The organism is Pseudomonas fragi, from assembly GCF_002269505.1.
GTDB classification, from domain to species: domain Bacteria; phylum Pseudomonadota; class Gammaproteobacteria; order Pseudomonadales; family Pseudomonadaceae; genus Aquipseudomonas; species Aquipseudomonas fragi_D.
In genome coordinates this window covers 1-24267 of record NZ_NQKQ01000040.1, presented here as the reverse complement: position 1 = coordinate 24267, position 24267 = coordinate 1, and the positions used below count along the sequence as shown (strand labels likewise).

Annotated in this window: 21 protein-coding genes; 5 read left to right on the top strand and 16 right to left on the bottom strand. The window is 52.2% G+C overall.

What is annotated here, in order from left to right; translation table 11 throughout:
- Nucleotides 1–457 precede the first annotated feature (457 nt).
- Complete coding sequence (locus CJU81_RS22880) at nucleotides 458–1783, top strand: OprD family porin (RefSeq protein ID WP_016779312.1); 1326 nt, start codon at nucleotides 458–460, stop codon at nucleotides 1781–1783.
- A 363-nt stretch (nucleotides 1784–2146) separates the two neighbouring features.
- Here the strand turns inward: CJU81_RS22880 and CJU81_RS22875 are convergent, their stop codons facing one another.
- The 5 genes from CJU81_RS22875 to CJU81_RS22855 form a co-directional block, all read right to left on the bottom strand.
- Nucleotides 2147–2473, bottom strand: coding sequence for a DUF2790 domain-containing protein (locus CJU81_RS22875; RefSeq protein WP_081481051.1), 327 nt, complete (start codon nucleotides 2471–2473; stop codon nucleotides 2147–2149).
- A 74-nt stretch (nucleotides 2474–2547) separates the two neighbouring features.
- The gene (locus CJU81_RS22870; protein WP_016779311.1) at nucleotides 2548–2745 is read right to left on the bottom strand and encodes a co-regulatory protein PtrA N-terminal domain-containing protein; all 198 of its coding nucleotides are present in this window, start codon (nucleotides 2743–2745) and stop codon (nucleotides 2548–2550) included.
- Nucleotides 2746–2885: 140 nt separating this feature from the next.
- Entirely contained in the window at nucleotides 2886–6050 is a 3165-nt protein-coding gene (locus tag CJU81_RS22865; RefSeq protein WP_016779310.1) for a CusA/CzcA family heavy metal efflux RND transporter, read from the bottom strand.
- Between the two features lie 26 nt (nucleotides 6051–6076).
- A complete protein-coding gene (locus tag CJU81_RS22860; protein WP_003444054.1) occupies nucleotides 6077–7303 on the bottom strand; it encodes an efflux RND transporter periplasmic adaptor subunit in 1227 nt (408 codons plus the stop codon).
- Between the two features lie 87 nt (nucleotides 7304–7390).
- On the bottom strand, nucleotides 7391–8614 hold the full coding sequence (locus CJU81_RS22855; RefSeq protein ID WP_228795938.1) for a TolC family protein: 1224 nt from the start codon (nucleotides 8612–8614) through the stop codon (nucleotides 7391–7393).
- Nucleotides 8615–9161: 547 nt separating this feature from the next.
- Here CJU81_RS22855 and CJU81_RS22850 point away from each other — a divergent pair.
- On the top strand, nucleotides 9162–9836 hold the full coding sequence (locus tag CJU81_RS22850; protein ID WP_003444058.1) for a heavy metal response regulator transcription factor: 675 nt from the start codon (nucleotides 9162–9164) through the stop codon (nucleotides 9834–9836).
- Nucleotides 9833–11269 (top strand): heavy metal sensor histidine kinase, encoded by a 1437-nt coding sequence (locus CJU81_RS22845; protein WP_095018414.1) that lies wholly within the window; start codon nucleotides 9833–9835, stop codon nucleotides 11267–11269. Before CJU81_RS22850 ends, CJU81_RS22845 begins: the two co-directional genes overlap by 4 nt.
- Nucleotides 11270–11405: 136 nt before the next feature.
- Here CJU81_RS22845 and CJU81_RS22840 read toward each other — a convergent pair whose 3' ends face one another.
- A complete protein-coding gene (locus CJU81_RS22840; RefSeq protein WP_016779308.1) occupies nucleotides 11406–12317 on the bottom strand; it encodes a cation diffusion facilitator family transporter in 912 nt (303 codons plus the stop codon).
- Between the two features lie 66 nt (nucleotides 12318–12383).
- A complete protein-coding gene (locus CJU81_RS24310; RefSeq protein WP_228795940.1) occupies nucleotides 12384–12488 on the bottom strand; it encodes a hypothetical protein in 105 nt (34 codons plus the stop codon).
- Between the two features lie 700 nt (nucleotides 12489–13188).
- Between CJU81_RS24310 and CJU81_RS22825 the strand changes: the two genes are divergently transcribed.
- A complete protein-coding gene (locus tag CJU81_RS22825) occupies nucleotides 13189–13488 on the top strand; it encodes a hypothetical protein (RefSeq protein ID WP_050901279.1) in 300 nt (99 codons plus the stop codon).
- Nucleotides 13489–13823: 335 nt separating this feature from the next.
- Here CJU81_RS22825 and CJU81_RS22815 read toward each other — a convergent pair whose 3' ends face one another.
- From CJU81_RS22815 to CJU81_RS22800, 4 genes are all read right to left on the bottom strand, one after another.
- Nucleotides 13824–14180, bottom strand: coding sequence for a hypothetical protein (locus tag CJU81_RS22815; RefSeq protein ID WP_003444074.1), 357 nt, complete (start codon nucleotides 14178–14180; stop codon nucleotides 13824–13826).
- 49 nt (nucleotides 14181–14229) lie between these two features.
- Complete coding sequence (locus tag CJU81_RS22810) at nucleotides 14230–14631, bottom strand: DUF6957 family protein (protein ID WP_003444076.1); 402 nt, start codon at nucleotides 14629–14631, stop codon at nucleotides 14230–14232.
- A gap of 113 nt (nucleotides 14632–14744) precedes the next feature.
- Entirely contained in the window at nucleotides 14745–15473 is a 729-nt protein-coding gene (locus tag CJU81_RS22805; RefSeq protein WP_016779305.1) for a metallophosphoesterase family protein, read from the bottom strand.
- 144 nt (nucleotides 15474–15617) lie between these two features.
- On the bottom strand, nucleotides 15618–15998 hold the full coding sequence (locus tag CJU81_RS22800; RefSeq protein WP_169870192.1) for a hypothetical protein: 381 nt from the start codon (nucleotides 15996–15998) through the stop codon (nucleotides 15618–15620).
- Between the two features lie 244 nt (nucleotides 15999–16242).
- Between CJU81_RS22800 and CJU81_RS22795 the strand changes: the two genes are divergently transcribed.
- Entirely contained in the window at nucleotides 16243–16707 is a 465-nt protein-coding gene (locus CJU81_RS22795; RefSeq protein WP_228795880.1) for a helix-turn-helix domain-containing protein, read from the top strand.
- Between the two features lie 112 nt (nucleotides 16708–16819).
- On the opposite strand, the gene hrpB is transcribed toward CJU81_RS22795, so the two are convergent.
- From hrpB to CJU81_RS22770, 5 genes are all read right to left on the bottom strand, one after another.
- Nucleotides 16820–19354 carry an ATP-dependent helicase HrpB gene (hrpB, locus tag CJU81_RS22790; protein WP_016779303.1) on the bottom strand — a complete coding sequence of 845 codons (2535 nt, stop codon included), beginning with the start codon at nucleotides 19352–19354 and terminating at the stop codon, nucleotides 16820–16822.
- Between the two features lie 99 nt (nucleotides 19355–19453).
- Nucleotides 19454–19876 carry a hypothetical protein gene (locus tag CJU81_RS22785; protein WP_029611212.1) on the bottom strand — a complete coding sequence of 141 codons (423 nt, stop codon included), beginning with the start codon at nucleotides 19874–19876 and terminating at the stop codon, nucleotides 19454–19456.
- A 177-nt stretch (nucleotides 19877–20053) separates the two neighbouring features.
- Complete coding sequence (gene qatC / locus CJU81_RS22780; RefSeq protein WP_016779301.1) at nucleotides 20054–21322, bottom strand: Qat anti-phage system QueC-like protein QatC; 1269 nt, start codon at nucleotides 21320–21322, stop codon at nucleotides 20054–20056.
- Nucleotides 21319–22212 carry a Qat anti-phage system associated protein QatB gene (qatB, locus tag CJU81_RS22775; RefSeq protein ID WP_029611211.1) on the bottom strand — a complete coding sequence of 298 codons (894 nt, stop codon included), beginning with the start codon at nucleotides 22210–22212 and terminating at the stop codon, nucleotides 21319–21321. The genes qatC and qatB overlap by 4 nt, the downstream gene beginning before the upstream one ends.
- Entirely contained in the window at nucleotides 22193–24064 is a 1872-nt protein-coding gene (locus tag CJU81_RS22770; RefSeq protein WP_095038354.1) for a KAP family P-loop NTPase fold protein, read from the bottom strand. The genes qatB and CJU81_RS22770 overlap by 20 nt, the downstream gene beginning before the upstream one ends.
- Between the last annotated feature and the right edge of the window lie 203 nt (nucleotides 24065–24267).

Below are 24267 nucleotides of genomic sequence, written 5' to 3'. Positions count from 1 at the left end.
AGGCGGGAATGCCCAGTTTCGTGATTAGCATGCTCAGAAAAATTAACTGACTGTTGCACTTGTTCCTTGAGACCGCCCTTCCTTGATTCCTTAATTAGTGCTGACTCCAAGGCTGGGAGTCTAAACTAATTTTATCCATGCTCTTATAGCTGGTCGAGCACCGCGCATCCGCACCTCTCACGTGCGAATTAAAGATTTCTGGTCGCTAAGTGAGCACGGTGTAGCAACTAGCATTGTAAAAACTCAGAGCCGCAAACGGCTGATCGCACGGCACGCGCGTCAACACTCCAAGAAAGCCGCCGAATATTACAAAATTGTAATTTCTCAATCATGCCCCTGTTATCTACAGATTGCAACGATACAACTCGGCGATGACATAGGAAGCGCGACCAGCTTCCTTCAAACAACAATTCCAGCCGAAGTGCTTTCTAGTTCTGCCGAACCGAAGGAGTGATTAATGATTAACAATACAAAGTTTTCGATAGCCGCTATGGCAATGGTTGTCAGCTCTGTGCCGTCAATGGTGATTGCGGAAGAAAAAAATGGCGGTTTTATAGAGGATAGTAGCCTTACCGTCCTTAACCGCAACTACTACTTCAATCGCGAACATCGTAACGGAGAGTCAAGCCCTACAGGCAATGGATATTCAGAAGCATGGGCAAACGCGATTATTACTAAATTCGAGTCTGGATTTACCCAGGGCACAATCGGTGTCGGAGTGGATGCGTTTGCTATGATTGGAATAAAACTCGACACGGGTGGCGGCCGTAATGGCGGCCGTAGTTCATTTGATGTCCTTCCAGTCAATAGCAACGGAGAGGCAAGGGACGAATACACAAAAGTGGGAGGTGCGGCAAAAATTCGCGCCTTTGACACCGTAGTAAAAGTCGGTGACGTATTCCCATCCACCCCAGTTGTGGCTGCTGGCGACTCAAGACTACTACCGGAAAGTTTCACTGGCGTCACAGCAACCAATACTAGCATTGAAGGCTTGACCGTTCAGGGCGGTCGCCTACATGCCATGAGCCAGCCAGTTTCGAGCAACATGCGCGACAACTTTGCGACCTTCTATGCCGGGCCTGTTAACTCGCCTTGGGCAGGCTACTTTGGTGGTGATTATAACTTAAACAAAAACGTCACCCTTAGTCTTTACTCCAGTCGCCTCAAGGACGTATGGAATCAATACTATGCTGGCACCGGAGTAAACTACTCATTATCAAATGAGCTTTCCGTATTCGGAGGCCTTAACTATTATAAGGCTGTCGATGAAGGAAAAAAATTACTTGGCGATTTCGACAATAACATATGGAGCGGTAAAGTAGGCGTGAAGTATGGTGCGCACACACTTGCACTATCCCATCAGCGAAATAATGGAAATAACGACTTCGATTACCTGCGTCAGTCGGACTCAATCTTTCTTGATAACTCAATTCAGTACAGTGATTTTAACTCACCTAAAGAACGCTCTTGGATGGTTCGCTACGACCTCGACATGACATCGTATGGTGTGCCTGGCTTGTCGTTTATGACGCGTTACGGTCGTGGCACTGATGCTGATTACTCTAACGCCAATACGACGTACATGAGACGCGATGCGGATGGAAACCCACTTACTGACCAGAAACGTTGGGAGCGTGACATCGAAGTAAAATATGTCGTTCAGACAGGTACCTTGAAAGATATGTCTTTCCGCCTACGGCAAGCTAATACTCGCGCAACCACATTTGAGTCGGATCTGGATGAGGTTCGTGTGATTATTGAGTATCCATTAGCTATTCTTTAAGATCTGCGCAGGATGAATCGTCCTAGACGAACATTCCGTTTTAGCTGGAAAATTTCAAAAATGTAATTTTTCAATCATCTTCCTGTTAGCTTAAGTCACCTATAGTAAACTGGAGTTCATAGATAGCAATCTGCTAGCGCATCTGGCTAGACTGCTACAGGTAATTAACACCCTTGCAAAAACCTGGAACTCACTGCTGTCAAGTTGAAGCTCCGCATCCACTTTTAGATTACTCATCTAAATACGATGTATTTTAAGACGCCCTTCGGGGCGTCTTTTTTATGCCTGCAGTAAACACCCCCCACATTTTATGTCTTATGACGCACTTCAAAAATATGACCCCCTATGCCAAGAGCGTAGAGGCTAACCACCTTTACGGCATTTTCCTGCCACTGTGTATCTGACTGTATTCAGTACTCCTTCAGAGTCTTCGTATGTCATAGCTGCGGGCATCACCCCGCACCCTTCCGCTGGTCGCACCATGCTAACTACATTCACAACATCTAATTTCATTCCGTATTTATATTGCTTAGCTACGGGAATTTTTTTTCCATGCCTAATCGCATACTGCTCCATAGCTACGGAGTTGGCACTCATTCTTTTTTCAAAAACCTTGTCACTATCTTTAGCAAATACGTTTGAAGAGATCGCAGCGACCACAATAAAAATAACATAATTAATAGTCTTCACTTTTTGCACCTCACATGTCAATAAAAACCCCGCAACCGGAATCGGGGCGGGGCTTATGTGTAGCACCACTACATTTACTTACTAATCGGGCCCTTATCACCGCCTGACATTTTCGGAGGAGTTTTTTTCAGCTCTTTGGCTAAAAACTTCTCCATAGCCTGCTCGGTAGCTTGAGTAGCTCTAGCAATAGTCCGGTCTCCACCACCCTCAGCCAATGCAGTGGAAGAAAGAATCAATGCTCCTACAAGAGCGTAAATTTGTGCGATTTTCATTTCGACACCTCATATTAAATACTGGTATTAGAGTATCAATACGAAGCTATCAATACGGTGGCACTAAGATTACATATCCGTCATCATTGATATAAATAGCCCGCTAATGAGGATCAGCAGCGGGCTTTAAAAACAAACTGCTATACTATTTCTTGTTTTTCGCTGTCTGCCTCTTCATCTTTACGGTGTGCCCAGTGATATAACGCAGGAAGTATCAGTAGGGTCAACACAGTTGAGGACAGTATTCCGCCGATCACAACGGTAGCTAGGGGCCGCTGGACTTCCGCGCCTGTTCCAGTAGCTAGAGCCATGGGGATAAAGCCAAGGGATGCCACCAAAGCTGTCATTAATACTGGGCGCAACCGCGTCAGCGCTCCTTCATTGATCGCAGAACTCAACGAATGTCCCTCTTCTCGAAGGTTGCGGATAAAAGCAATCATCACCAGACCGTTCAGCACTGCCACACCCGACAATGCAATGAAACCAACACCCGCCGAGATCGACAGCGGGATATCACGTAGCCACAAAGCCATAACACCACCCGTCAATGCGAATGGAATCCCGGTGAATACCAGCATGCCGTCTTTGAGATTGTTAAACATCATGAACAGCAGGGTGAATACCAAGAGCAGAGCCACAGGGACAACTATCTGCAAGCGTTTGGCAGCTGATTGAAGTTGTTCAAACTGCCCACCCCAGGTAGCCCAATAACCGGCCGGAATCTCTACCTGTTGATCAATGGCGATGCTAGCCTCCTTAACGAATGATCCGATATCCCGTCCACGTACATTCGCGCTGACAATGACCAGACGCTTACCGTTCTCACGACTGATCTGATTCGGGCCAAGTACAAGATCGAGGGTCGCCACTTCTGAAAGGGCAATAAAACCGATCTGATCGGCATTGCCATTGAGCAGCGCCGGGACTGGAATCAGCAGTGTGGACAACCCCTCAACGTCCTTACGCATGGCGTCGGATAAACGCACCACTATGTCGAAGCGGCGATCTCCCTCATACATCGTCCCGGCCTGGCGGCCACCGACAGCCACCGCAATGGTGTCTTGAACGTCTCCAACGTTCAGACCGTAACGTGCGGCTTTGTCGCGGTCTATGTTTATGGTCAGTACAGGTAGCCCCGTTGTCTGTTCGACTTTAACCTCGGAGGCGCCATCGACCCCCTGCATTGACGCGGCAATTTTCGCAGCGGTACTGTTAAGCACTGCCATGTCATCACCGAAGACCTTGACCGCCACATCACTTCGCACGCCTGAAATCAACTCGTTGAAACGTAGTTGGATAGGCTGGGAAAGCTCATAGTTGCTACCGGGCATAGCAGCCGCTGCTTTCTGGATCTCTTCTGTCAACGTCTCCCGGGACTTGCTTGGATCAGGCCATTGATCCTTCGGCTTGAGCATCACATAACTATCAGAGATGTTCGGCGGCATTGGATCGGAAGCAATCTCTGCAGTACCGGTTCGAGCAAACATCCGTTCGACTTCAGGCACTTTTTCCAGCACAAGCTTTTCCAGGCGCTGCTGCATTTCCACCGATTGCGTCAGACTTGTACCGGGTACTCGTAATGCTTGCAGTGCAAAATCGCCTTCGCTGAGACTAGGTACAAACTCACTGCCCATTCGACTGGCGACCACGCCACTCGCAGCGATGACACCTAATGCCATGGCAAATGCCAGCGATCGATGACTCATGACCCAATCCAGCGCGGGGGCATAAGCCCGTCGCGCTCCTCGCATTATCACGTTCTCTTCTTCCTTGACTTTGCCCGTCACGAACATGGCAATTGCCGCAGGAACAAAGGTTACGGACAGCAGCATAGCGCCTAGCAAGGCGATCACGACGGTGAACGCCATGGGGTGGAACATTTTCCCTTCGACACCGGTCAGGGCAAAAATAGGTAGATAAACGACCATGATGATCAACTGCCCGAAAATCAGTGGTCGACGGGCTTCTTTGGCTGCTGCAAACACTTCGTGAAAGCGCTCGGAGCGAGTGAGGAGGCGCCCGTGATGGTGCTGCGCATTGGCGAGGCGCCGTATAGCATTTTCGACAATAACCACTGCACCGTCGACGATAATACCGAAGTCCAGAGCCCCCAGGCTCATCAGGTTGGCGCTGACTTTGTTGGTGAACATACCTGTGAAGGTAAAGAGCATGGCTAGAGGAATGACCATGGCAGTGATCAGTGCTGCGCGAATATTGCCTAGGAATAGGAACAAAATCGCGATTACTAGGATTGCACCTTCAATCAGATTCTTCTTGACCGTGGCAATAGCCTTGTCTACCAAGTTAGTACGGTCGTAAACAGTGATCGCAACCACCCCTTTAGGCAGTGAACGGTTGATTTGCTCTAGCTTGACTGCAACGGCCTGAGAGACGGTACGGCTGTTCTCGCCTATCAGCATGAACACCGTGCCGAGTACCACTTCACGACCGTTTTCGGTCGCCGCACCGGTACGCATTTCACGCCCAATATCCACGGTCGCCACATTTTTAATACGTATAGGGGTGCCATCGACGTTGGCGATCACGATATTGGCGATGTCGTCGGTGGTCGCCACTTGGCCAGGGGCACGAATCAGTAGTTGTTCGCCACTGCGCTCAATGTAGCCGGCTCCTACGTTAGCATTGTTGCTTTCCAGCGCGGTCACAATGTCTGTCAGGGTCAGCTTGTAAGCGGCCAAGCGTTTTGGATCCGGAGCAATCTGGTATTCCTTGGCGAATCCGCCAATGGTGTTAATTTCGGCGACCCCAGGAACGTTGCGCAGCTGAGGTTTAATAATCCAATCTTGGATTACCCTCAGGTCGGTCGGCGTATAGGGACTACCATCCTCTTTTACGGCGTCTTCTTGGGCCTCGACAGTCCACAGAAAAATCTCACCCAAACCGGTAGAAATCGGCCCCATGACAGCTTCCACGCCTTCGGGCAATTGTTCCTTTGCCATCTGCAATCGTTCATTGACCAATTGCCGGGCGAAGAATAGGTCGGTGCCTTCCTTGAAAATCACCGTAACTTGTGAAAGCCCCGAGCGTGAGAGTGAACGCGTCTGCTCAAGTGCCGGCAGACCTGCCATGGCGGTTTCAATAGGGAAAGTGATGCGCTGCTCAGTCTCCAGTGGCGAGAAACCTGCGGCACCAGTATTGATTTGCACCTGGACGTTGGTGATGTCGGGCACGGCGTCGATCGGCAGCTTCTGGTAGCTAGCAATGCCGAGTCCGGCCATGAGGAGAACCGCGAGCAGGACGATTATGCGTTGCTCGATGGCAAATTGGATTAGGCGTTCGAACATGAGAACCTTCTCGTGGAAGTGGCGGATCAGTGGGCGTGTTCAGCCGAGGCTTTACCCAGTTCTGATTTCAGAATGAAGCTGCCGGCAGCAGCGACTTGAGCTCCGGGCTCCAGGCCCTCTGTGATCTCAGCCAGACCTGCTGCACGACTACCTATTACTACTGCTTGCGCCTTAAACCCGTCATCAGTTCGAACGAAAACTGTTGGCCTATCCTCGACCGTCTGGATTGCTGCTTCTGGTACTGCGACTTTCGCCAGCCGGGTATCGGTATCAACCAGTACGGTTACGAACAGCCCGGGACGCCAAGCCCCTTGCGGATTCGCTATGGACACACGGACAGTGGCGGTACGAGTCTGCTCACCCAGTAAACTCCCAACGTAGGCCACGGCACCCGTAACTTCCGCATTCAACTCAGCGGCACTAACCGTGACAGACTTGCCCACCAGGACTTTGCTCAAATCCTTAGGGGAAACGCCAAAAGTCACCCAAACATGCGACAAGTCCGAGAGCGTAAAAGCATTGCTGGTTTCACTGACAACCTCACCAAGGCCCAAGTGCTTTTCGACCACAACGCCATCGAACGGTGCACGCAGCTCATACCGGTTGCCACCACTGATCACCGAGCTGCCACTAAGTACGCTGATTTTTTGTCGGGCATTACTGACAGCGATTTCGGCCTCTTGCAGAGCCTGACGGGCTTGAAGGAAATCCTGTTCGGCAGAGATTTTGTCCTGCCATAACTGGCGTTCACGCTCGTAGGTAGTGCGCGCCAACTCTAGACGACGTTGCGCTGCGGCTTGCTCACTGCGCTGATCAGAAATTTGTTGACTGGCAATCACGGCTAGTAGCTGACCTTTTTTCACTGTTTGGCCAAGATTGACATGTACCGACTCGACGACACCAGGAACCCGGGGTACCACATGCGCAGTACGGTCTTCATCGAAACGGACTTCTCCAGGAAACGGCAATGAGAGGCTGATGCTCTGTTCCTTAGCTTCGATTAACTGAATGCCGGCAGATCTGATCTGATCGTCGCTCAGAGTCAGGTGACCTTCTTCTGCTTCCCCTTCTTCATGCCCGCCATCAACTGACTCCTTGGCCGCACCCTCGTTGCTGTGATCAGCATCGTGGCCCTGCTCTTCTTGCGTCTGTACGCCGGTGGACGCTGTTGACGTGCTACCCATCCAGAGCGAACCAACACATATGCCCACCGTGAGGGTCAGTGCGGTGACAAGGATTTGTTTTTTATCCATGGGACTCCCTACGCAGCTCAGTGGGCAGTCACGGATTACCGTGGCACTGCGATGCTGAGTAGCGGTTAAAAAAGTGTTATATGAAATTCAAGGGGTATGAGTGAGCTTGTCGACATCACCGAAAATTCGCTCGATACGCACCCAGGCGTCTGTCGCCTCGGCAATGGCCTGGATGTACTGGCCGCGCGCGCTGATTAAGGTGCGCTGGGCATCTAGCACATCTAGGAAGTTGAATTTCCCCATTTCGAAACCACGGGTAGCGGTATCTACAGCACTTTGCGCGGCAGGCAGGATGGTTTGATTGAACGACGTGATTTCAGTGTTCGCTGTCTTCCACTGAGCTAGAGTGGTCTGAATTTCTGTGCGCAGGCGTAACTCGCTGGCATTGCGAAGGTCGCGGGCCTGATCAGTTCGGCGGGCGGCTGCCAACACATTGCCCTGATTACGATTGAATAATGGGATGGGCATCGACAGCCCTACGACATTCACGCGCTCACGCTCCCGTTCATCGTATTGGCTACCTAAACTTACGGTTAGGTCAGGAATGCGCTGGGCTTTCTCCAAGCCAAGTGAGGCTTCACGCTGGTCAATTTGCAGCTTTGCCAACCGTAACTCCGCAGTCTGACCGATGCGATTAAGGAGCAGCGAAGGTTCCGGTACAGTTGGCATTGGCTGACTTGAATCACTTACAGACGCAAACGCCGGCAAAGGCACACCAATGACTCGAGCGAGTTGTTGATAGGCATTTGCCTCCTCTCGCTCTGCCCGTTTCAGCTCTAGGCGTACCTCCGACAACTGGACTTCTGCTCGCGTACCTTCAACAGGCGATGACTTGCCACTACTGATGCGACCTTGAGCTACATTCAAGCCACGCTGTGCGAGCTCAAGTGATTGACGTGATAACAGCAACCTTTGCTGAGCCGTAGATGTGTTGTAAAACGCCTGAATGACATCGGCACGTAGAACATTACGCTTGCGCTCCAATTCAATCTCGGCTGCATCTTGCGCTCGACTTGCCACTTCGATCCTAGCGCCTCGCTTACCACCAAGCTCGATCGGCTGATTGATCATCACCGTCGTAGTGCGCGAATTACGCCGGGTATCCTCAGCCTCCCAAGACAACTCAGGATTGGGAATCAAGCTCGCCTGCTGCCGATCTCCCTGAGTGATACCAATTTCCCACTGTGCTGCCGCTAGGTCAGGGTTGTTGGCAAACGCCATTTGAAGCACTTGATCCATTGTCAGCGCCTGTGAAACCGAACCAGCGGAAAAAGCCGTGCCTGATAGTGCAAACGTGCAACTTAGGCCTATTACCAACAAGGATTTTATGGTACGCAAGGGGGTAACTAACTTTCTAAGCCAACGCAATTTTATACTTCCTTTAAAGCGAATTTTCTCAACGTGATAACTGTAGAGTTCTTCATCTATCAACAAGGTGACTGAAGAATTACAAATATGTTATCCAGCTCTACTGCTGTAGGTTTTGCTCTAATATAGGAGGTGTTAAAAAAGAAAAACTTAAGGCGGAAATATGATGAAACAAAAATTCAGCAATTATCTGCCGAAGCGCACTTGTCGAATTGGGGTATTCATATGAGCTCTCTATGGATATATAGCCTATGGATTATTTCCCGCGACAGATTGTCGCAACCCTAGCTTTGGCGCCTCAAAACCGCAGCTTTGGCTTGACCCTAAAGCAGCTACAGGCTTTAGAGTGAAGGCTGTCATCTCGTAAGTTATTCAAACCATATGAAGATTGAGAATCTTATAAAAAGACAATACCAATCAGAAAACCACAGTATACGTTTATTACTTTTCTGAACCCCTTTAACTCTAGTCATTAAGAAGGTGAAATGTTATGCGAATCCTTGTAGTTGAGGACGAGCTCAAAACTGCCGAATACTTACATCAGGGACTGACTGAAAGTGGCTACATTGTTGATCGTGCGATAAATGGCGCGGATGGACTACATCTGGCGCGCCAACATGTTTATGATTTGGTGATACTTGACGTTAATCTTCCCGAACTTGATGGCTGGGGTGTTCTTGAACGTCTACGACAAAGCAGTAATGCCCGGGTCATGATGTTGACGGCCCGAGGGCGCCTAGCGGACAAGATACGCGGACTAGATTTGGGTGCCGATGATTATCTGGTTAAACCGTTTGAGTTTCCTGAGTTACTTGCACGGGTACGAACCCTGATGCGACGCAGTGAGCACATACCTGTCCCGCAGGTACTAAAAGTAGCCGACCTGGAACTAGACCAAGGACGTCATCGTGCTTTTCGCGGTGAGCAGCGCATAGATCTAACAACCAAGGAGTTTGCGCTGTTGCACTTGCTGATGCGCCAGACTGGAGAAGTGCTTTCTCGCACCCAAATCATTTCACTGGTCTGGGATATGAATTTTGATTGCGACACTAACGTTGTCGAGGTTTCAATCCGTAGGCTGAGGGCCAAAATAGATGACCCCTTCGATAACAAGTTGATCCACACCCTTCGCGGTGTTGGTTACGTATTAGAGGCGCGAGTATGAAGCCGGTCAGCCTGTCAATGCGACTAGGTTTGACAGTAAGTATCTTGGGGGCGTTGTTGGTAGTTTTTTTGGCTGTCTTGGCCTTTTTTGCGCTGACGCATGAGCTGGATAAGTTGGCAAAAAACAGCCTGATCAATAAGATGGAGCAGGTTGAACATAGCCTCTCGCTATACGATGACACGGCCGACGTAAATTCAAAACCGCATTCGTTACTGGATCAAGTCATGGGACATGACAATCTGAATCTGACCATCTATGATCTGAAAAACCTCAGGACGCCCTTACTGAAATTTGGGCCTGGATTGTCGGATCCGCGGACTGAGTTGAAAGCTGCGACTGCTGCCGTTGACAAGGTTTCCTATTCCACCAATTCAGATGGTGAAGGTCGACACTTCCTTACCGCATCCAAGCTCATCCCATTAAAGAACGGTGTAAGCGTTCCCGTATTGCTGTCGATGGATTGTGCGAACGATGAAGCGCTGCTCAGCGCGTACCTTAGGTCGACGATTATTGCACTACCGCTTTTACTAATACTCATCGGAGCAAGTGCTTGGGCCGTAGTACAACAAGGACTTTCTCCACTGAGAGAGTTCCGGAAGGTCGCCGCCATGATCTCGGCTCAAGATCTCAACCATCGACTTTCTGTTGTTAAAATGCCTCAGGAGCTTAGTGAGTTGGCTCATGGCATCAACTTCATGCTGCACCGGCTCGACAGCGGTATTCAGCAGTTGTCGCAATTTTCAGATGACTTAGCCCATGAATTACGATCCCCGATCACCAATTTGATGGGCAAGGCCCAGGTTACCCTTTCTCGGGAGCGTCCGGCAGAAGAATACAAAGCTGTGCTGGAGTCATGCACCGAGGAGTTGGGGCGTGTCACGCGAATTGTCTCGGATATGCTCTTCTTAGCTCAGGTCAGCCATCCCGCGGCACTTGTCCCGTTCGAAACAATCACCTTAGAAGATGAAGCATTTAAGGTGGTCGATCTGTTTTCACTGTCTGCGGAAGAGAAACGTATCACCCTGAATGTTACCGGAACTGGCAAGACGATTGGCGACAGGTTAATGATACAGCGAGCAATATCCAATCTATTGTCCAACGCAATTCGCCATTGCCCTGCGGGACAATCTATTTCAATTGTTATTGAAAACTATGCCGAACAGGTATCGCTACTTGTAGGCAACCCTGGAGCAGGAATCGAACCTCAGCATCTGTTGCACTTGTTTGACCGCTTTTATCGGATTGATACAAGTCGCTCGCGTGCTGAAGGTGGCACTGGTCTTGGCTTAGCTATTGTTCGATCGATCATGAACCTCCACCAGGGAACTGCGGATGTTCAAAGCATGCCTGGCAGCATGACCGTTTTCAGGCTGAGCTTCCCAAACCTCGACGGACAGACCACTTGGCAACAGGCTAGAAAGGTTCAAGGGTAAATTCCCGCAACAAACCTGTGCAACCCTCCCTGCACCACTGGACATGCGCCTGTGGTCAGGTTTTTTAATGTCCGCTGAGTTCTGAGTAAATCGCAGCAACCCCTACTCCGACATGAGATGTTTGCAAGATCCCGCTCTAGTGCTGCATGCCTTCGTTTTCTTCAAGCGCTGCATGAAACTGCAAGTTTTCCAGTTGAAGAGTCGTATGGCTGATATGGAATACCTCGCTCATCAGCCGAGTCACCTCAGCCAATATATCTTGCTCAGATCGGGAGCTACGCAAGATTACAAGGTGAGCACTCATGACATTCTTGCCGCTGGTCAGGGCCCAGATATGCAGGTCATGGATATCCTCAACGCCTTCAACCGCCCTGATGCACGCTTCCACTTCAGCGATATCGATGCCATCCGGAACCCCTTGCAACAGGATGTTCATGCTTTCTTTGAGCAAAACCCAGGTTCTGGGAAGCACCCACAGGCCGATAGCTGCGGCAACGATCGAGTCAACCCAAGTGAATCCGGTAAAACGAATGATCAATGCCGCCCCTATTACGCCCATGGAGCCCAACATGTCGCTCCATACTTCTAGGTACGCGCCTTTTACGTTAAGACTTTCGGCACTGGCAGACATTAGCAACCGCATTGAAACAAGGTTCACAACTAGTCCGATCACTGCGACGATCAGCATCCCTGTCGATTGGATTTCTGTCGGGGCTTTAAACCGCTGATAAGCTTCATACAAGATGTACACCGCCACCATGAACAACAAAATCGCGTTAAAAGCAGCTGCGAGGATCTCAAATCGTGCATAGCCGAATGTCCGCTTTTTATCCGCAGCGCGTTTGGCAATTTGAATAGCTATCAATGAAATAGCCAAGGCAGTGGAATCGGTTAGCATGTGAGCCGCATCGGATAACAACGCCAAGCTGCCTGTCACAAAAGCCCCAATGACCTCCGCGATCATGAAGCTTGTCGTTAACACCAAAGCGATCCACAATTTTTTCTCGTGTCCTGCACGAGCTTGACCGTGACTATGACCAGCGCTCATATGACTCTCCATGCGGGTGAAAGGATGCGGCAACTACTCAAAAGATCGTCAGCGGGTCAATCTTCGTCAAGAAGAGATTTCGGTTTTGGAGAGAGGCATCAACTGAAAAGCGCTTATTTTGGCACGACCTGTGTTCCCCCAAGGCACCCATACTCTAGAAAATAGCAGCACTGCAAATACGCGTATTATTTGTACCAAAACTTCCCGAAACCCCACCTGTCATGATGCCTACGCGCAACATCCAAACATGGGATTATGTATGCAGGAGGGTACGACGTTACGTAAGGATATGCGCACGTTCCAGCCAACAGTAGCCGCCCCCATAATCCTTGGAACGAACCGCTATACGGGCTTCGCCGAAGCCCTCATGAAGGTCTGTCGTCTCCCCATGGATCGAATTTGTCCCCATACCTAGCGTGTAAGGCGCGATTGCGTTCGATCCGCCTAATCCACGGATCGTAGTCCTCTGGCAATGCGGCGAGATTAGCGCTAATGATCATTTGCACTGTTTCGTCACGCAGTAACCTACTGGTCAGCTCGCGGCATTCGCCACGCGTCACCACACCATAAGCGGCGTGATTGTCTTTAACGTAGAGATCGGTCATTCCTACCCGCATATGGCCATATTTGTGTACGTCATCCGGGTAGATGTCCTCTAGGCTGAGATATCCCATACCAACTCCGGGCTAAGAATGTAATCGCTGAATAACACTGCCTGTACGCTCCGCAATGTTCAAAGGTGCCACCGATAGCGTGCACCATCATTGAAGTCGTCCCTTCGCGCCAGCGCCTACAAAAACCAGCTCACAACAAGCGACTTAGTGTGCGCATGATAGCCTCAACTCAGTTATCACCGTTCCGAGAATTCGCTTTGAACACACCTGACGCACTTGCCGATTTCAACACACTTATCAACGCACCGAAATTTTCCGACGACCCCGTTGGGAACCGCCAGAAGAAGCGGTGGCAGCTCATTGCTGGCGACATTTTCAAAAGCACTTCCATCGAAGCCCTGCTGGAGGCGAGAGGAAAAGCTGAAGGCTACATCCATGGCTTGGTGGACGCCGGGCATATTTCAACAACCGATACCGACCGCGACTATCTAATCCTGTGCGCGATTCGTAGGCGCCGTGGTTTTTTGCAACAGCTGCTGAACGAGCTCGGTTACTGAGCTAAGGCGAGCGTTACAGGACAGATGCCGCTTGAAGCGCTCCGCATGGTGGACTCGGAGCGCAGCAGACTAAAACCGTAAGAGGCCTAGCAAGCGAAAGTTCAGAGGTTTGAGGGAGCTCGAGCAATGAGCTTGTCCTGAATCGACAGCCACTCCTCCATTGAAATGAACACCGCAGTCCTGCGTTCTCCATCAACGAAAACTGGTTTGCGAGTCGTGATCACCTGGTCGAGCAACTCGTCAAAATGGGCTATTGCCCTAACGACTGACCATCGTTCATCTGGCATATGACACGGCCCTACCAGGTTATCAAATGATGGCTTTCATACTACCGATTAGGATCTATCGGCGGACTGGAGAAGCTTCAAAAAGCTAGCTCTGCCCAGGTCTCGCCTGAAGCTAGTGATGACGTAATTACCATCTTGAGTCTCGAGCAACCAAAACCGGCCCTCTTTTCTCGCTGACTGAATTTTACCTGTGAGAAGAATGGAACCATCCACCCTGTGGTATGCATCGTCACGCTTCGAATGGTCGAAGGACACCCCGACGCATGTGTCATCTGCAATAAAAGCGTCGCTGATGAATGCCGTGACAGGCACCGTGTATTTGCGAAAGCTTGCTCGCACCAAACGGTGCAGCTGAAATTCGCTGACATCTTTACTATGAAATTCCAGCTCAATTACTTCAGGCATCCAACTCAAGCTCCAAAACGACCATGAATACACCGTCGGCCAGCATCGCTCACCCTACCTTCATTGAAAAAGCGGCACCAATGCCAGCCTCTTTTCTCAGTCCAGGCCCAAGCAGGAGATAGACAGTATTTTTGGTTTCAAACATGTAAGCGTTGGAAGACACGCCGAAATTACTGCGTACCCACATGGTGGGTTGAAATCGATTACGGCTATCGAGCACGACCTCATGGGCGAACAGGGTCGCGGGCAATAGACCAAGCCCGGTGAGTTTTTCCTTCTCCGCAGGTGTCACAGTGAGGTCGATCAGGATCCACTGCTCCACAACACAGAAGGCTTTGCCAGGGAAGGCGTTTGCGGCCAATGCAATTAGTTCGTCCTGGGTGCCCTGCCAGCCAGGCATCTCTTCCCCTACGCCGTAAAGCAGCTGCGAGATTTCATTTAAAGTGACCATTCACAACCCTCAAATTCGCTCTAAATACCGACCGTTCGAGCAATCTCATACCCGCTAGTTTTGATCTAGCGACTACGAGCCTAAAGCATGGAACTGCAGAGAAATACTCACCATCAAACCTCTACCAAGCACTCAGGATCGAAGCCTGTACTTTGCCCCCGATATCCGCGCGGATTTGAAAACACTCGGCACCCGTTCTTAAGGAAGTCTGCTGCAAAATGCGTGTGTCCATGTATCCACAGATCAGCCTTACTAAGTAGCTCTGACCAATCGTTCGCATAGGCTGCAGCCAGATGTCCGGGGTGATCGTCACCCAGACGATCCAACACTGGTGCATGGTGTGTGACCACCACTGTTTTGCCGTCGAAAGGTCTATTAAGCTCTTGGGTTAACCATCGGTGAGCCCTCATTGATTTCGCGACTAGGTCATCTGGACGCAGGCGTCTGTAATCCAAGTCGGCTCGAATCACCAAGAAATCGTTCATCGAATCCCAAGCAACGCGCTTTGCCGCAACCACATCACCAGTAGCCGAATAATCCGTCCAGGCCGTTGTGACCAAAAAGCGTGTGCCATCGAGAATGAGCATCTCGTTTTCGAGTACATGCACATGGGGCAATGCAGCGTTTTTCATCTTTCGCAGTGTGTGACCTATGTGGCCGCCGTAATATTCGTGATTGCCACACACATAGATAACAGGGCACTGGAATGTGTCGTTCGCCCATGAGACTCCACGCGATTTGATATCAATATCGCCGGCGAGAATCACTACGTCCGCGTCGCTGGTAGGAGGTTCGAATCGCGAGAATTCGTTATGCAAATCTGAATAAATTTGCAGCTTCATAGCATTTTTCTCTTTATGTAGCAGCAGTAGCTAACGAGCCCACTCGCAGTTCCATGCCAGCCTAGTGCGACCGCTGATGCGCCGTAAAAAGATTAAGTGACATCATCCAGAGTCACAGCCATGTGTCCTCCTGATCATGGAACTTCATTGCCTTGCGCTCGTGTAGATCCGGCCTACATCCGTTACGAACTCGTAGACCGGATTCCTTTCGGTACCGGCCTGAATCCGAATATCGGATAGAGGCTCCATGGTGTATGAGCCCTGATTATTCTTTGCAGGCGGCTGGATAAGATGGATTTTGCTCACGCTCAGGAAATTACCAACCTCTGCTGCGCGCATCATTTGGATGGTGCTCACATCCGTGACGAGATGCGCAACCGGGCCTATGCATCCATCCTCCCATCCCATGCCTTCGATCAGAAATGAGTATTCACAACGACTGATGTCCACTGATCTCCAGAGCATCCGAACACTCTCCGGCGCTTTAAATTGCCCCTGCAGTTCACTGTTATAAGTTACAAACACGGCAAAAAACCCAGTCCTTGCCCTGCCAAACCTTTGATCGGCTTAGCTCAAGGCGATCCTCTAGATAAACGCTGCTAATACATTTGGCAGCCAGATAGGGAAGCTGCTGAAGCATCCCCAATTTGCGGGTCAGCGCGCCGCCCATTGAATGGACATGATAAGGAAGCAGCTCACCAATAACAACATATGATATTTGGTGGGCCTACACGACTGTGGCTCTATTCTTCCTTTTGAGATACTGAACGTGAAGGAAGAGCTAGCCATCACCCTACGCACCATCCGGAAACTGAAAGGATTAGGTTATGAAGCCCTAGCAGGGACTATCAGCCAGAGCAACCTAAGCTTGCTGGAACAAGGGAAAATCCAGGCTACGCTACCGACCCTTGTAAAAGTGGCCGAGACGCTCGGTATCAACCTTCTTACGCTCATGGCGTTGTGCTTGGCGATCCGTGACAAAGAATCTCCCGAGTCCGAGTTGAAAAAGGCGCAAAAGGAACTCCTTTGCTTCATAGAGTCGGGGGGACTCAATATCATGGAGGATCAAATGCAGGATGGCGCGTTGAAAAAGCGCGGTCGTGGCACTCGAGCGAACGCCCAGAGCGTCAGTGCTGTGATTAGCCTGAGAAAGCAGGGCAAGACCCAAGCGGAAGCTGCCCGTGAACTAGGCCTGCCCACATCGACGGTTCAGCGGTATTGGCAGAAGGACTGATCCTTCGGGGGATGACCTTTGACTGCGCCACGCTCCATCAACTGCCAACCGGTAAACAAGCTCTCATTTCGCAGAGTTATAATACGATACCTATAAATTGCCTGAAGCCTAGCTATGTTCCTCTCGGTTTAGCTCGTGCGGTAGCTTCCGCGATCAAAGGGTCATCAGGCCAAAAATGCTTTGGGTACCTACCCTTTAAATCCTTCTTCACCTCGATGTAGGTCGACGCCCAGAAGTTCGCCAAGTCCTGAGTAACCTGTACCGGACGGCGTGCCGGTGACAGAAGATGCAGCTTGAGCACCTGTCGTCCATTCGCAATGCGTGGCGTATCCAATTGCCCGAACAGCTCCTGGAGTCGCACTGCAAGAACCGGAGGTCGCTCACTGTAGTCGATTCGAATATTCGATCCAGACGGTACCGAAACCGTCTGGGGCGCCTGGGAATCAAGCTGCTGCGGAAGAGGCCAGAGCAGAAGGTTGCGCAGGACGGACGATAAGTCGAGCTGGCCAAAATGACTGAGGCGAGTGACTTTACCGACATATGGCCCCAACCACTCTTCCAGGGACTGCAGCAATGCCTCATCACGTAGGTCAGGCCACTCACTTCGGTTACCCGACTCTTCATCCAATATGCGCAGCAACTCCACCCTCGCCTGCCACTGGCGAAGCTCGGGCGTCCAGGGCAAAAGCTCCAAACCCTTACGACGAACAAAGTTAAGCAACGCCTGTACACGAGCCTCATCGCCCAGGTTGGCCAGTTGTGAGCGGGACAAAATCAACTCCCCTACTTTCACTTGTCGCTCAGCGCGCAAAGCACCTTCCCGCTCATCCCAGTAGAGCTCGTCCACCTGGGTAACCTGTTCTTTCAGCACAGTCTCGAACAATGCTTCGTCCAAGTCGGCCGCGAGGTAGATTCGCTCTTCCCGCTGCCCCTGTCGGCTACCCAAGTCAGCGATCACCAGCCACGAATGCTTCATCAGCACATCGGTCTCGGTGAACATCGCCGCACGACCATTCGCCAAACGATACTCAGCCCCGCCAGCGCGGCGCTGTTGCGCTACCCGATCGGGATAGGCCAAGGCCAGCAGGCAGCCCACCCATTGAGGGTGGTTTGAATCAGCGACTGGCTGCGATGCTTGGCCGCGCAAGAATGACCGATATTGCCTAGCGAGTTGCTTCGCGCGTTGGCCCCCCCCTTGCTCCCCGCGCTGTGCTCTCTGCTCACCGGACATGATGGCCAAACGGCTGTGAAGGTCTGCTCCACCACCACGCTGAATATCGCGCTCGCCGAGCAACGCTGCAATGTTACACGCCGTCTCAGTCAGACCCAGCTCGTGACCTCGCAATAGGAGATGAGCAATCCGTGGATGACTCGGCAGCTCTGCCATAGCTTGCCCGTGCTTTGTCAGTTGCCCATCTGGTTGCAACGCGCCAAGGCGCCGAAGCAAATCGCTCGCTTGGGAGTAAGCAGCTGCGGGCGGAGCATCAAGCCACTTCAGGTCACCCGGCTGCACGCCCCACTTCGTCAATTGGAGAGCTAAGCCTGTGAGATCTGCCTGCTGAATTTCAGGTGAACTGAAAGCGGGAATCTGATCATGCTGGGCTTCAGACCAGAGTCGATAGCACACACCTGGCTCGATTCGGCCTGCTCGACCAGCGCGCTGAGTTGCACTTGCTTTGGATATGCGTTGAGTGTCCAAGCGGGTCATACTGCTGCGAGGGTCGAAGCGAGGAACCCGCTCAAGTCCTGCATCGATAACGACACGCACACCGTCGATGGTAATACTCGTCTCAGCGATGTTCGTTGCCAGTACTACCTTCCGCTTTCCTGATGGGGCAGGATCAATCGCAGCCCGCTGCTGATTCAGGTCGAGCTCGCCGTGAAGAGGGCAAAGAAGTACGTCAGGCTGAAGGGATGGAGAGTTGCTCAGAGCCTCTTCCAAGCCCGTCACGACTCGACGAATCTCCGCTTGGCCTGGAAGGAAGACCAGCACGCTGCCGGTCTGTTCAGCGAGCGCATCCAAGCACGCACTGATGACTCGCGGCTCGATGTACTCACCCGGCTGTTGGGGCTTGCTCCAGATCGTCTTAACCGGAAACATCCGGCCCTCGCTGGTCACGATTGGAGCATCATCAAGCAAGCGCGATAGCCTCTCCCCTTCAAGTGTTGCCGACATCAGCAGCACCTTCAGTGGTGCATCATCGCGGAAGAGTTCGCGGCCATTGAGAGTCAGAGCTAGGGCTAGATCCGCATCCAAATTTCGGAGGTGGAATTCATCGAAGATCACCAAGCCGACACCGTCGAGAGAAGGATCGCTCTGCAGACGGCGCGCCAGGATCCCCTCTGTCACCACCTCAATTCGCGTCTTCGGCCCGACCTTACTATCCAGGCGAATGCGATACCCAACGGTCTCACCGACCTTCTCACCAAGCTCACTGGCCATTCGCTCCGCAGCTGCGCGCGCTGCAAGCCGTCGTGGCTCGAGCATGATAATCGTCTGCCCTCGCAGCCAAGGCTCGTTGAGCAAAGCGAGCGGGACGAGCGTCGTCTTACCGGCACCTGGCGGTGCTTGGAGCACCACTTCATCTCGTTTGTGGAGGGCTTCAAGAAGAGCCGGCAACGCGGCATTGATCGGCAATGAACTCATGTGTACTCCTGCGACATGCGGGGCAGTATACAAAGGTTCGTCTGGTAGCGGCTCTGCGTGGCAGATTACTGGCCAAACCGGCCCGCTACCCGCCATTCTTCAGTTGCTGAAGAAGCCTTTTGCCACATCCAGAATCCCGCCCGAAACAAACAAACCAATAATGATTTGCTTATGCTCGGCGAAGAAACTCCACTCATTCAGTCCTAAGCCAACCCCGAGAAGAAGGCTCGTAATGAGCATGTATCGCCACGTTGGAGCGAAGATCTTGACGAGATTTGCAACCGAAGTGTGCTTGATGAATTCATCGACATGCTCATTGTAAGCACGCCCCAGGATGACAGCAGTCACAAGCAGAGCACCGGCCAATCCAAGTGCCATCCACTGGGTTAGCGGAACAAAAAACAACGCGCCACTCCCCACAAAAAGCCATTTACCAAGCGCGGCGAGCTTCTGGCTGTAATCCTGCGCGACCTGCTCAAAGCACCACGGCATACGCGGATCGAAAAACCCAGCATCCAACATGCACTTCTCCACAGCTCTCATTAATGTCGTAAAAAGGTACTCCCTAGCTGACTTACCAGCGCACATCAGCCTTCACGGCCTTGTAAAGGTCAACCCGTGAGGTTACCTATGTCGATGCCGCACTTGAAGCACAGCATCGACTCGCACTGAGCTTTACGAGGCGTTGCGATGAATCAGCTAGGTGATTTGGTAGGCCCGGTGCAGGTGGCCAAGCTCGTTCAATCCTCTAGCAAGCATCGCATTGTAGCCAGCTCGATCCTGGATAAAGGGCGAAAAGAGACAATGTCCCAGCCAGTGCTCAAATCCCTCTTGGGCAACATTGGCTAACGCCATGCCAACAGATCGCACGTCCTCAAACTTCCCGTGCTGCAGATCATCCTGACTTAGGTTGTCGTAAACATACCGGGTGTCGTCGCCTATCGCAGCCCAGCGTTTGAAGGAAGCACGACGCACCTGGCAAGGCACACACCGCCCACAGTGCTTGTAGCCGAAACGTTGGAAACGCCCGCAACTGGTTGAGGCCACAGCATGCTCTTTGAGCAGCTCTTGGTTTCGGCATGCGGCGAGCATTTCACCCTTGGTCATTAGGGCATAAGGGTTTCGGATTTGCACATTGATGCTGGCAGCATCAAAGATCTGTTGGAGCCGTCCAAGGTACTCAGGATGTGCTGTTCTTGTGCTCAGGCTCCCCAACCTCGACATCGTTAAGGGAGGGTTAATGGCAATGAAGCCGTTCTCACAGATGTAGAGTGGGACTGTCTCACCCCGATGGTAACGATCAAGCGAGGTCGCCACCGCAAGTCCAAATGCCAAGAAAATGATTGAGCGCGCACGCTGCGAAGGCTCTTGTTGGCCAGGGGACTTGGTAACGTGATTGAGGCCAATCCGGTTCAAACCCAGGCTCTTCGCGAAGGTGGCCTGCTTCTCTCCATCGCCTCTCACAATCTGGCTAACCGCGTAAGGCTTCACGCCCTGCTCCACCAAGTCGATGGCACCAATCAAGCTGTCTAGCCCGCCCGACAGCAGCACCACTGAATCTTCGCTTGGGTGCAAGGCCTGCAGCTGAGCAGGAGGGCCAAAACCGCCCGCATGGAAAGAAAGCGTCCAACGATCCGTGGTGAGGAAACGCAAAGCCCCTTCAAGTGCTCGCGCCTGGCTATTCCAGAAAACCGTATCCTGAACGGCGATCTCGAGATTGATCACGCGCGTCCAAGCATCAGCGCTCTTTGCCCGAATAGCAGTGAAGTCTGCCGCCACTACCGCAAGCGCAATGCTTAGGAAATCCCAAGCTTGGGGATTGATCTCCAGGTGGGCTTTCTCCAGAAGCTCTCGAGCATAACCACCTACGCTTACCTGCCCTTTCTCTGCCTTGCCGTAGATCACCACCTGAATGGCATCTTCGGCGCCCGGCACACTGAAGCCAACTGGGCCGCACACGAATTTCATTCTACGTACCCCTCAAACACTTCAAAGGTGTCTTGCAACGCTTGCGTGACCATCTGGGATATTCGACCCGTGGTCAAACGCGCACTCGATGCAGCGATCTTGCGGAACGATGCGGAGACGCACTCTCTGATGTAATCCTTGATCTCCTTCAAGCGACGCACTGCAATGGACGCCGACTTGGCCTTTTCCTGGATAGTTTTGCCTAGGTCGAGCTCAAACCGATGGAACACGTCCATCGCAGTAAAACGCTCGATGGCAAACTCCCGCTGCTCAACCGACAGATTGAGTAGATCGGCATCTGGATAACGCACTAGAACATCAGAAAGCGAGCCTCGAATGGAAGCACGCTCGGCCTCTGCATCTTGGGTACCGTCCACTGGACGCACCGCTTCAACCAGCGCATCCATGACCTCAGAAGCAGATTTGCCCTGCCACAGGGCAGGATCAAGCACGGCTGGGCCGGTTTGATTATTACTACCAGCGACAGCTTCCAGCGTGTTGCCAAACACACCCGCGATCGACGCAGTGCCGCCAAAGCGAGCAGTGGTGGTTTTGGCGCCGCCGTACCCATGACGCACATACTCCCGAAGGCTCTTGCGCAAGCTACCGCGATCACCATTGCTCGCGTAGTCGCCAAGGCCACGTCGGGCACCACCGAATCGCCCTGGCGGCGCTAGGGGTGGAGGTGCCTGCGGCATTGGTCTGGGATCATCGACAACGTCATCGCCGTCTTTAGGCTCGTCCTTATCCGGTTCAGGTGGCCCATCGTCATGAGGGTCATCCTCCGGAGGCTCTGGCGGCTTAGAAGGTAACGGCGGCAGCGGAGGTGTCCACGGTGGTACAAACGGCAGGCCTTTTCCAGGCCCATCGTTATTTTGTGAGGTTCCCATCGAATTTCCTTATTGCAGCCTTCACCGGCCCGCTGACGTCAGCCGTCAGCCAGAATTCGTACACCGACTTTGCCCATGTTTCATCGGTTAGCTTCGGCACAATACCCGCTTGGATTTGGGCAGGCGGACGCTCCTTCAGAAATGCAGCCAGTCGATGCCCCTGCTGGGCATCAAGCCGTCCAACAACCAGCAAAGCTTCAAGAATGTCTGGGACGCCCCACTCTTGTTCACCGCCCGCCTTATCCAGGAGGCGATCCATCAGCACGTTGATCTCGACCGGTGCGATGAGCGCCAACCGGCTTTTGAGATGCATGGCCATTCCCGGCGTTTCGAGTAGCGCGGTCAGCAACTCCGCTGCTTCCGACGAAAGCCGATCTTCGTCCGTAATGATCGGCGCATGCTCACGACTGACGTAAATCGCTCCACGCAGGTCTTTGTCCGCCAATGCAGGAGGCAGAGCTAGCCACTCTTTCACGAAAAGCTGATCCCAGGGCTGCAGCAGTGACAGATTCTTGCCTTTTTTGATATCCGCTTCCCACTCGCCGAGCATGGCTGGCTTGCCATTTTTATCGGTAGCCACGGCTTTCATCAGTTCCTCGTAAGCCTTGGGATTGCCGCTTCGCTCGAACAGCATCAGCTTAACCAGCACAGCCTCGTCGACACCGACACCTTGGGCGCGAGAGATGCTCATCCGGATAGCTAGGGCGTTCAGGAAACGCTTGATGAGTCGGGGGTTACCCTGGATACCAGAAGCCGACGTCATGACAGCGGCCAGGCGCTCAGCAGTGTCAAACTTGCCGATCAGCTCTGTTGGGTAGTCGTTGTACAAGCCTTGCATAAAGGCGCGATCTACCCGACTACCCTGCCAAGTTGTCCGAAGCTGCCTGCGTACTTTGATACGGATTTCTTCGAGCACGTCCTTGGGGAGCGTGCTGTTCTCCAAGAACAGCATCATCATGTAGGCCCTGACTTCCTGGGTGCCCAGAGGAGGAACCCTAATCGGCACCTGAATCAGCTTGTCGAAGTAGCTGGTGACGAGGACATCGTCAGGCACACCGCTGAAGTGCTTGCGAACGGCGTGCTTGATCATCTCGTTGTCAGCGGCAATCACGAATGCCGTGTTGCGCAGGAACAGGAAGAGTCGGATGGCTTCCAGTGTAGAAATCGTCGTTTCGGGTAGACAGCGATCCAAGTCGTCGATCAGCACGACCAGCGTAACACCCAGATCATCCAAGATAGCCTCAAAATTATCCCTGAGCGCTTGAATCTCTTTCGGTGGAGACTTCTTGGGAGGCGCGCTATGAAAGAGTTTCTCAGCCTCCTGCTTGGCCTGCTCAGCAGTGTCGTGCAGTGTTTCAATCGTGTCCTGATCAACCGTTCCGGATCGAAGTCGATCAACCAGCCCGATGATCTCGCCCAGCAGCCCAGGTGTCGGTGCACCAGTCGCAAACGAAATGGCCGTGCTGCTGGCGAGCTTCGCAGCACGCAACCAATCGACACGTGATACCAACTCAGCTGCTTTTTGCAGCCCCTTTGCTCGCTTCTGGGCCTCAGCCTCTAGGCGTGATGCGATCACATCCATTAGGGCGGCTCGGGCGTCGTCGTAGCCCTGGTATAGCCACGCATTGAACTCGACGAACACGAAGTCCTTAGCCTGCTTCTCATTGCGCTCGGGCGGGTCTTTAAGGGACGCCTGGATCAGCTTGATCATCGACGACTTGCCCGCTCCCCAAGCACCGGACACGCCGATGGAAATTGGACGGCCGTTCGCCTGATAGACGATCTCGGCAACTGTGTCAGCAACCCCAGAGAAATTAAGGAAGTCTACTTCCGTCTCGTTATCAACCCACATAGCGACCCTCCCTGGAAGTCTTTGACGTGAAGCGATGGCAACAACGCGCCATAGTAGCCCTCGCGCTGAGCAATTGGCCACTACCACAGCGTTTCGGGTTGTGAGTTCTCAGCAAGGTTGTTCAGGGTGAGGTAACAACCCACTTTCAGCGTTCGTTCAGCCTGAAGATGGCGAGAGTAGTATCGCTTGAGATTACTCAAATG

Bases quoted from the DNA above. Each gene is read 5' to 3' on its own strand.
- CJU81_RS22880 (WP_016779312.1), top strand. From the start codon at position 458: ATGATTAACAATACAAAGTTTTCGATAGCCGCTATGGCAATGGTTGTC.
- CJU81_RS22870 (WP_016779311.1), bottom strand. From the start codon at position 2,745: ATGAAAATCGCACAAATTTACGCTCTTGTAGGAGCATTGATTCTTTCT.
- CJU81_RS22865 (WP_016779310.1), bottom strand. From the start codon at position 6,050: ATGTTCGAACGCCTAATCCAATTTGCCATCGAGCAACGCATAATCGTC.
- CJU81_RS22860 (WP_003444054.1), bottom strand. From the start codon at position 7,303: ATGGATAAAAAACAAATCCTTGTCACCGCACTGACCCTCACGGTGGGC.
- CJU81_RS22850 (WP_003444058.1), top strand. From the start codon at position 9,162: ATGCGAATCCTTGTAGTTGAGGACGAGCTCAAAACTGCCGAATACTTA.
- CJU81_RS22845 (WP_095018414.1), top strand. From the start codon at position 9,833: ATGAAGCCGGTCAGCCTGTCAATGCGACTAGGTTTGACAGTAAGTATC.
- CJU81_RS22840 (WP_016779308.1), bottom strand. From the start codon at position 12,317: ATGAGCGCTGGTCATAGTCACGGTCAAGCTCGTGCAGGACACGAGAAA.
- CJU81_RS22815 (WP_003444074.1), bottom strand. From the start codon at position 14,180: ATGCCTGAAGTAATTGAGCTGGAATTTCATAGTAAAGATGTCAGCGAA.
- CJU81_RS22810 (WP_003444076.1), bottom strand. From the start codon at position 14,631: ATGGTCACTTTAAATGAAATCTCGCAGCTGCTTTACGGCGTAGGGGAA.
- CJU81_RS22805 (WP_016779305.1), bottom strand. From the start codon at position 15,473: ATGAAGCTGCAAATTTATTCAGATTTGCATAACGAATTCTCGCGATTC.
- hrpB (WP_016779303.1), bottom strand. From the start codon at position 19,354: ATGAGTTCATTGCCGATCAATGCCGCGTTGCCGGCTCTTCTTGAAGCC.
- CJU81_RS22785 (WP_029611212.1), bottom strand. From the start codon at position 19,876: ATGTTGGATGCTGGGTTTTTCGATCCGCGTATGCCGTGGTGCTTTGAG.
- qatC (WP_016779301.1), bottom strand. From the start codon at position 21,322: ATGAAATTCGTGTGCGGCCCAGTTGGCTTCAGTGTGCCGGGCGCCGAA.
- qatB (WP_029611211.1), bottom strand. From the start codon at position 22,212: ATGGGAACCTCACAAAATAACGATGGGCCTGGAAAAGGCCTGCCGTTT.
- CJU81_RS22770 (WP_095038354.1), bottom strand. From the start codon at position 24,064: ATGTGGGTTGATAACGAGACGGAAGTAGACTTCCTTAATTTCTCTGGG.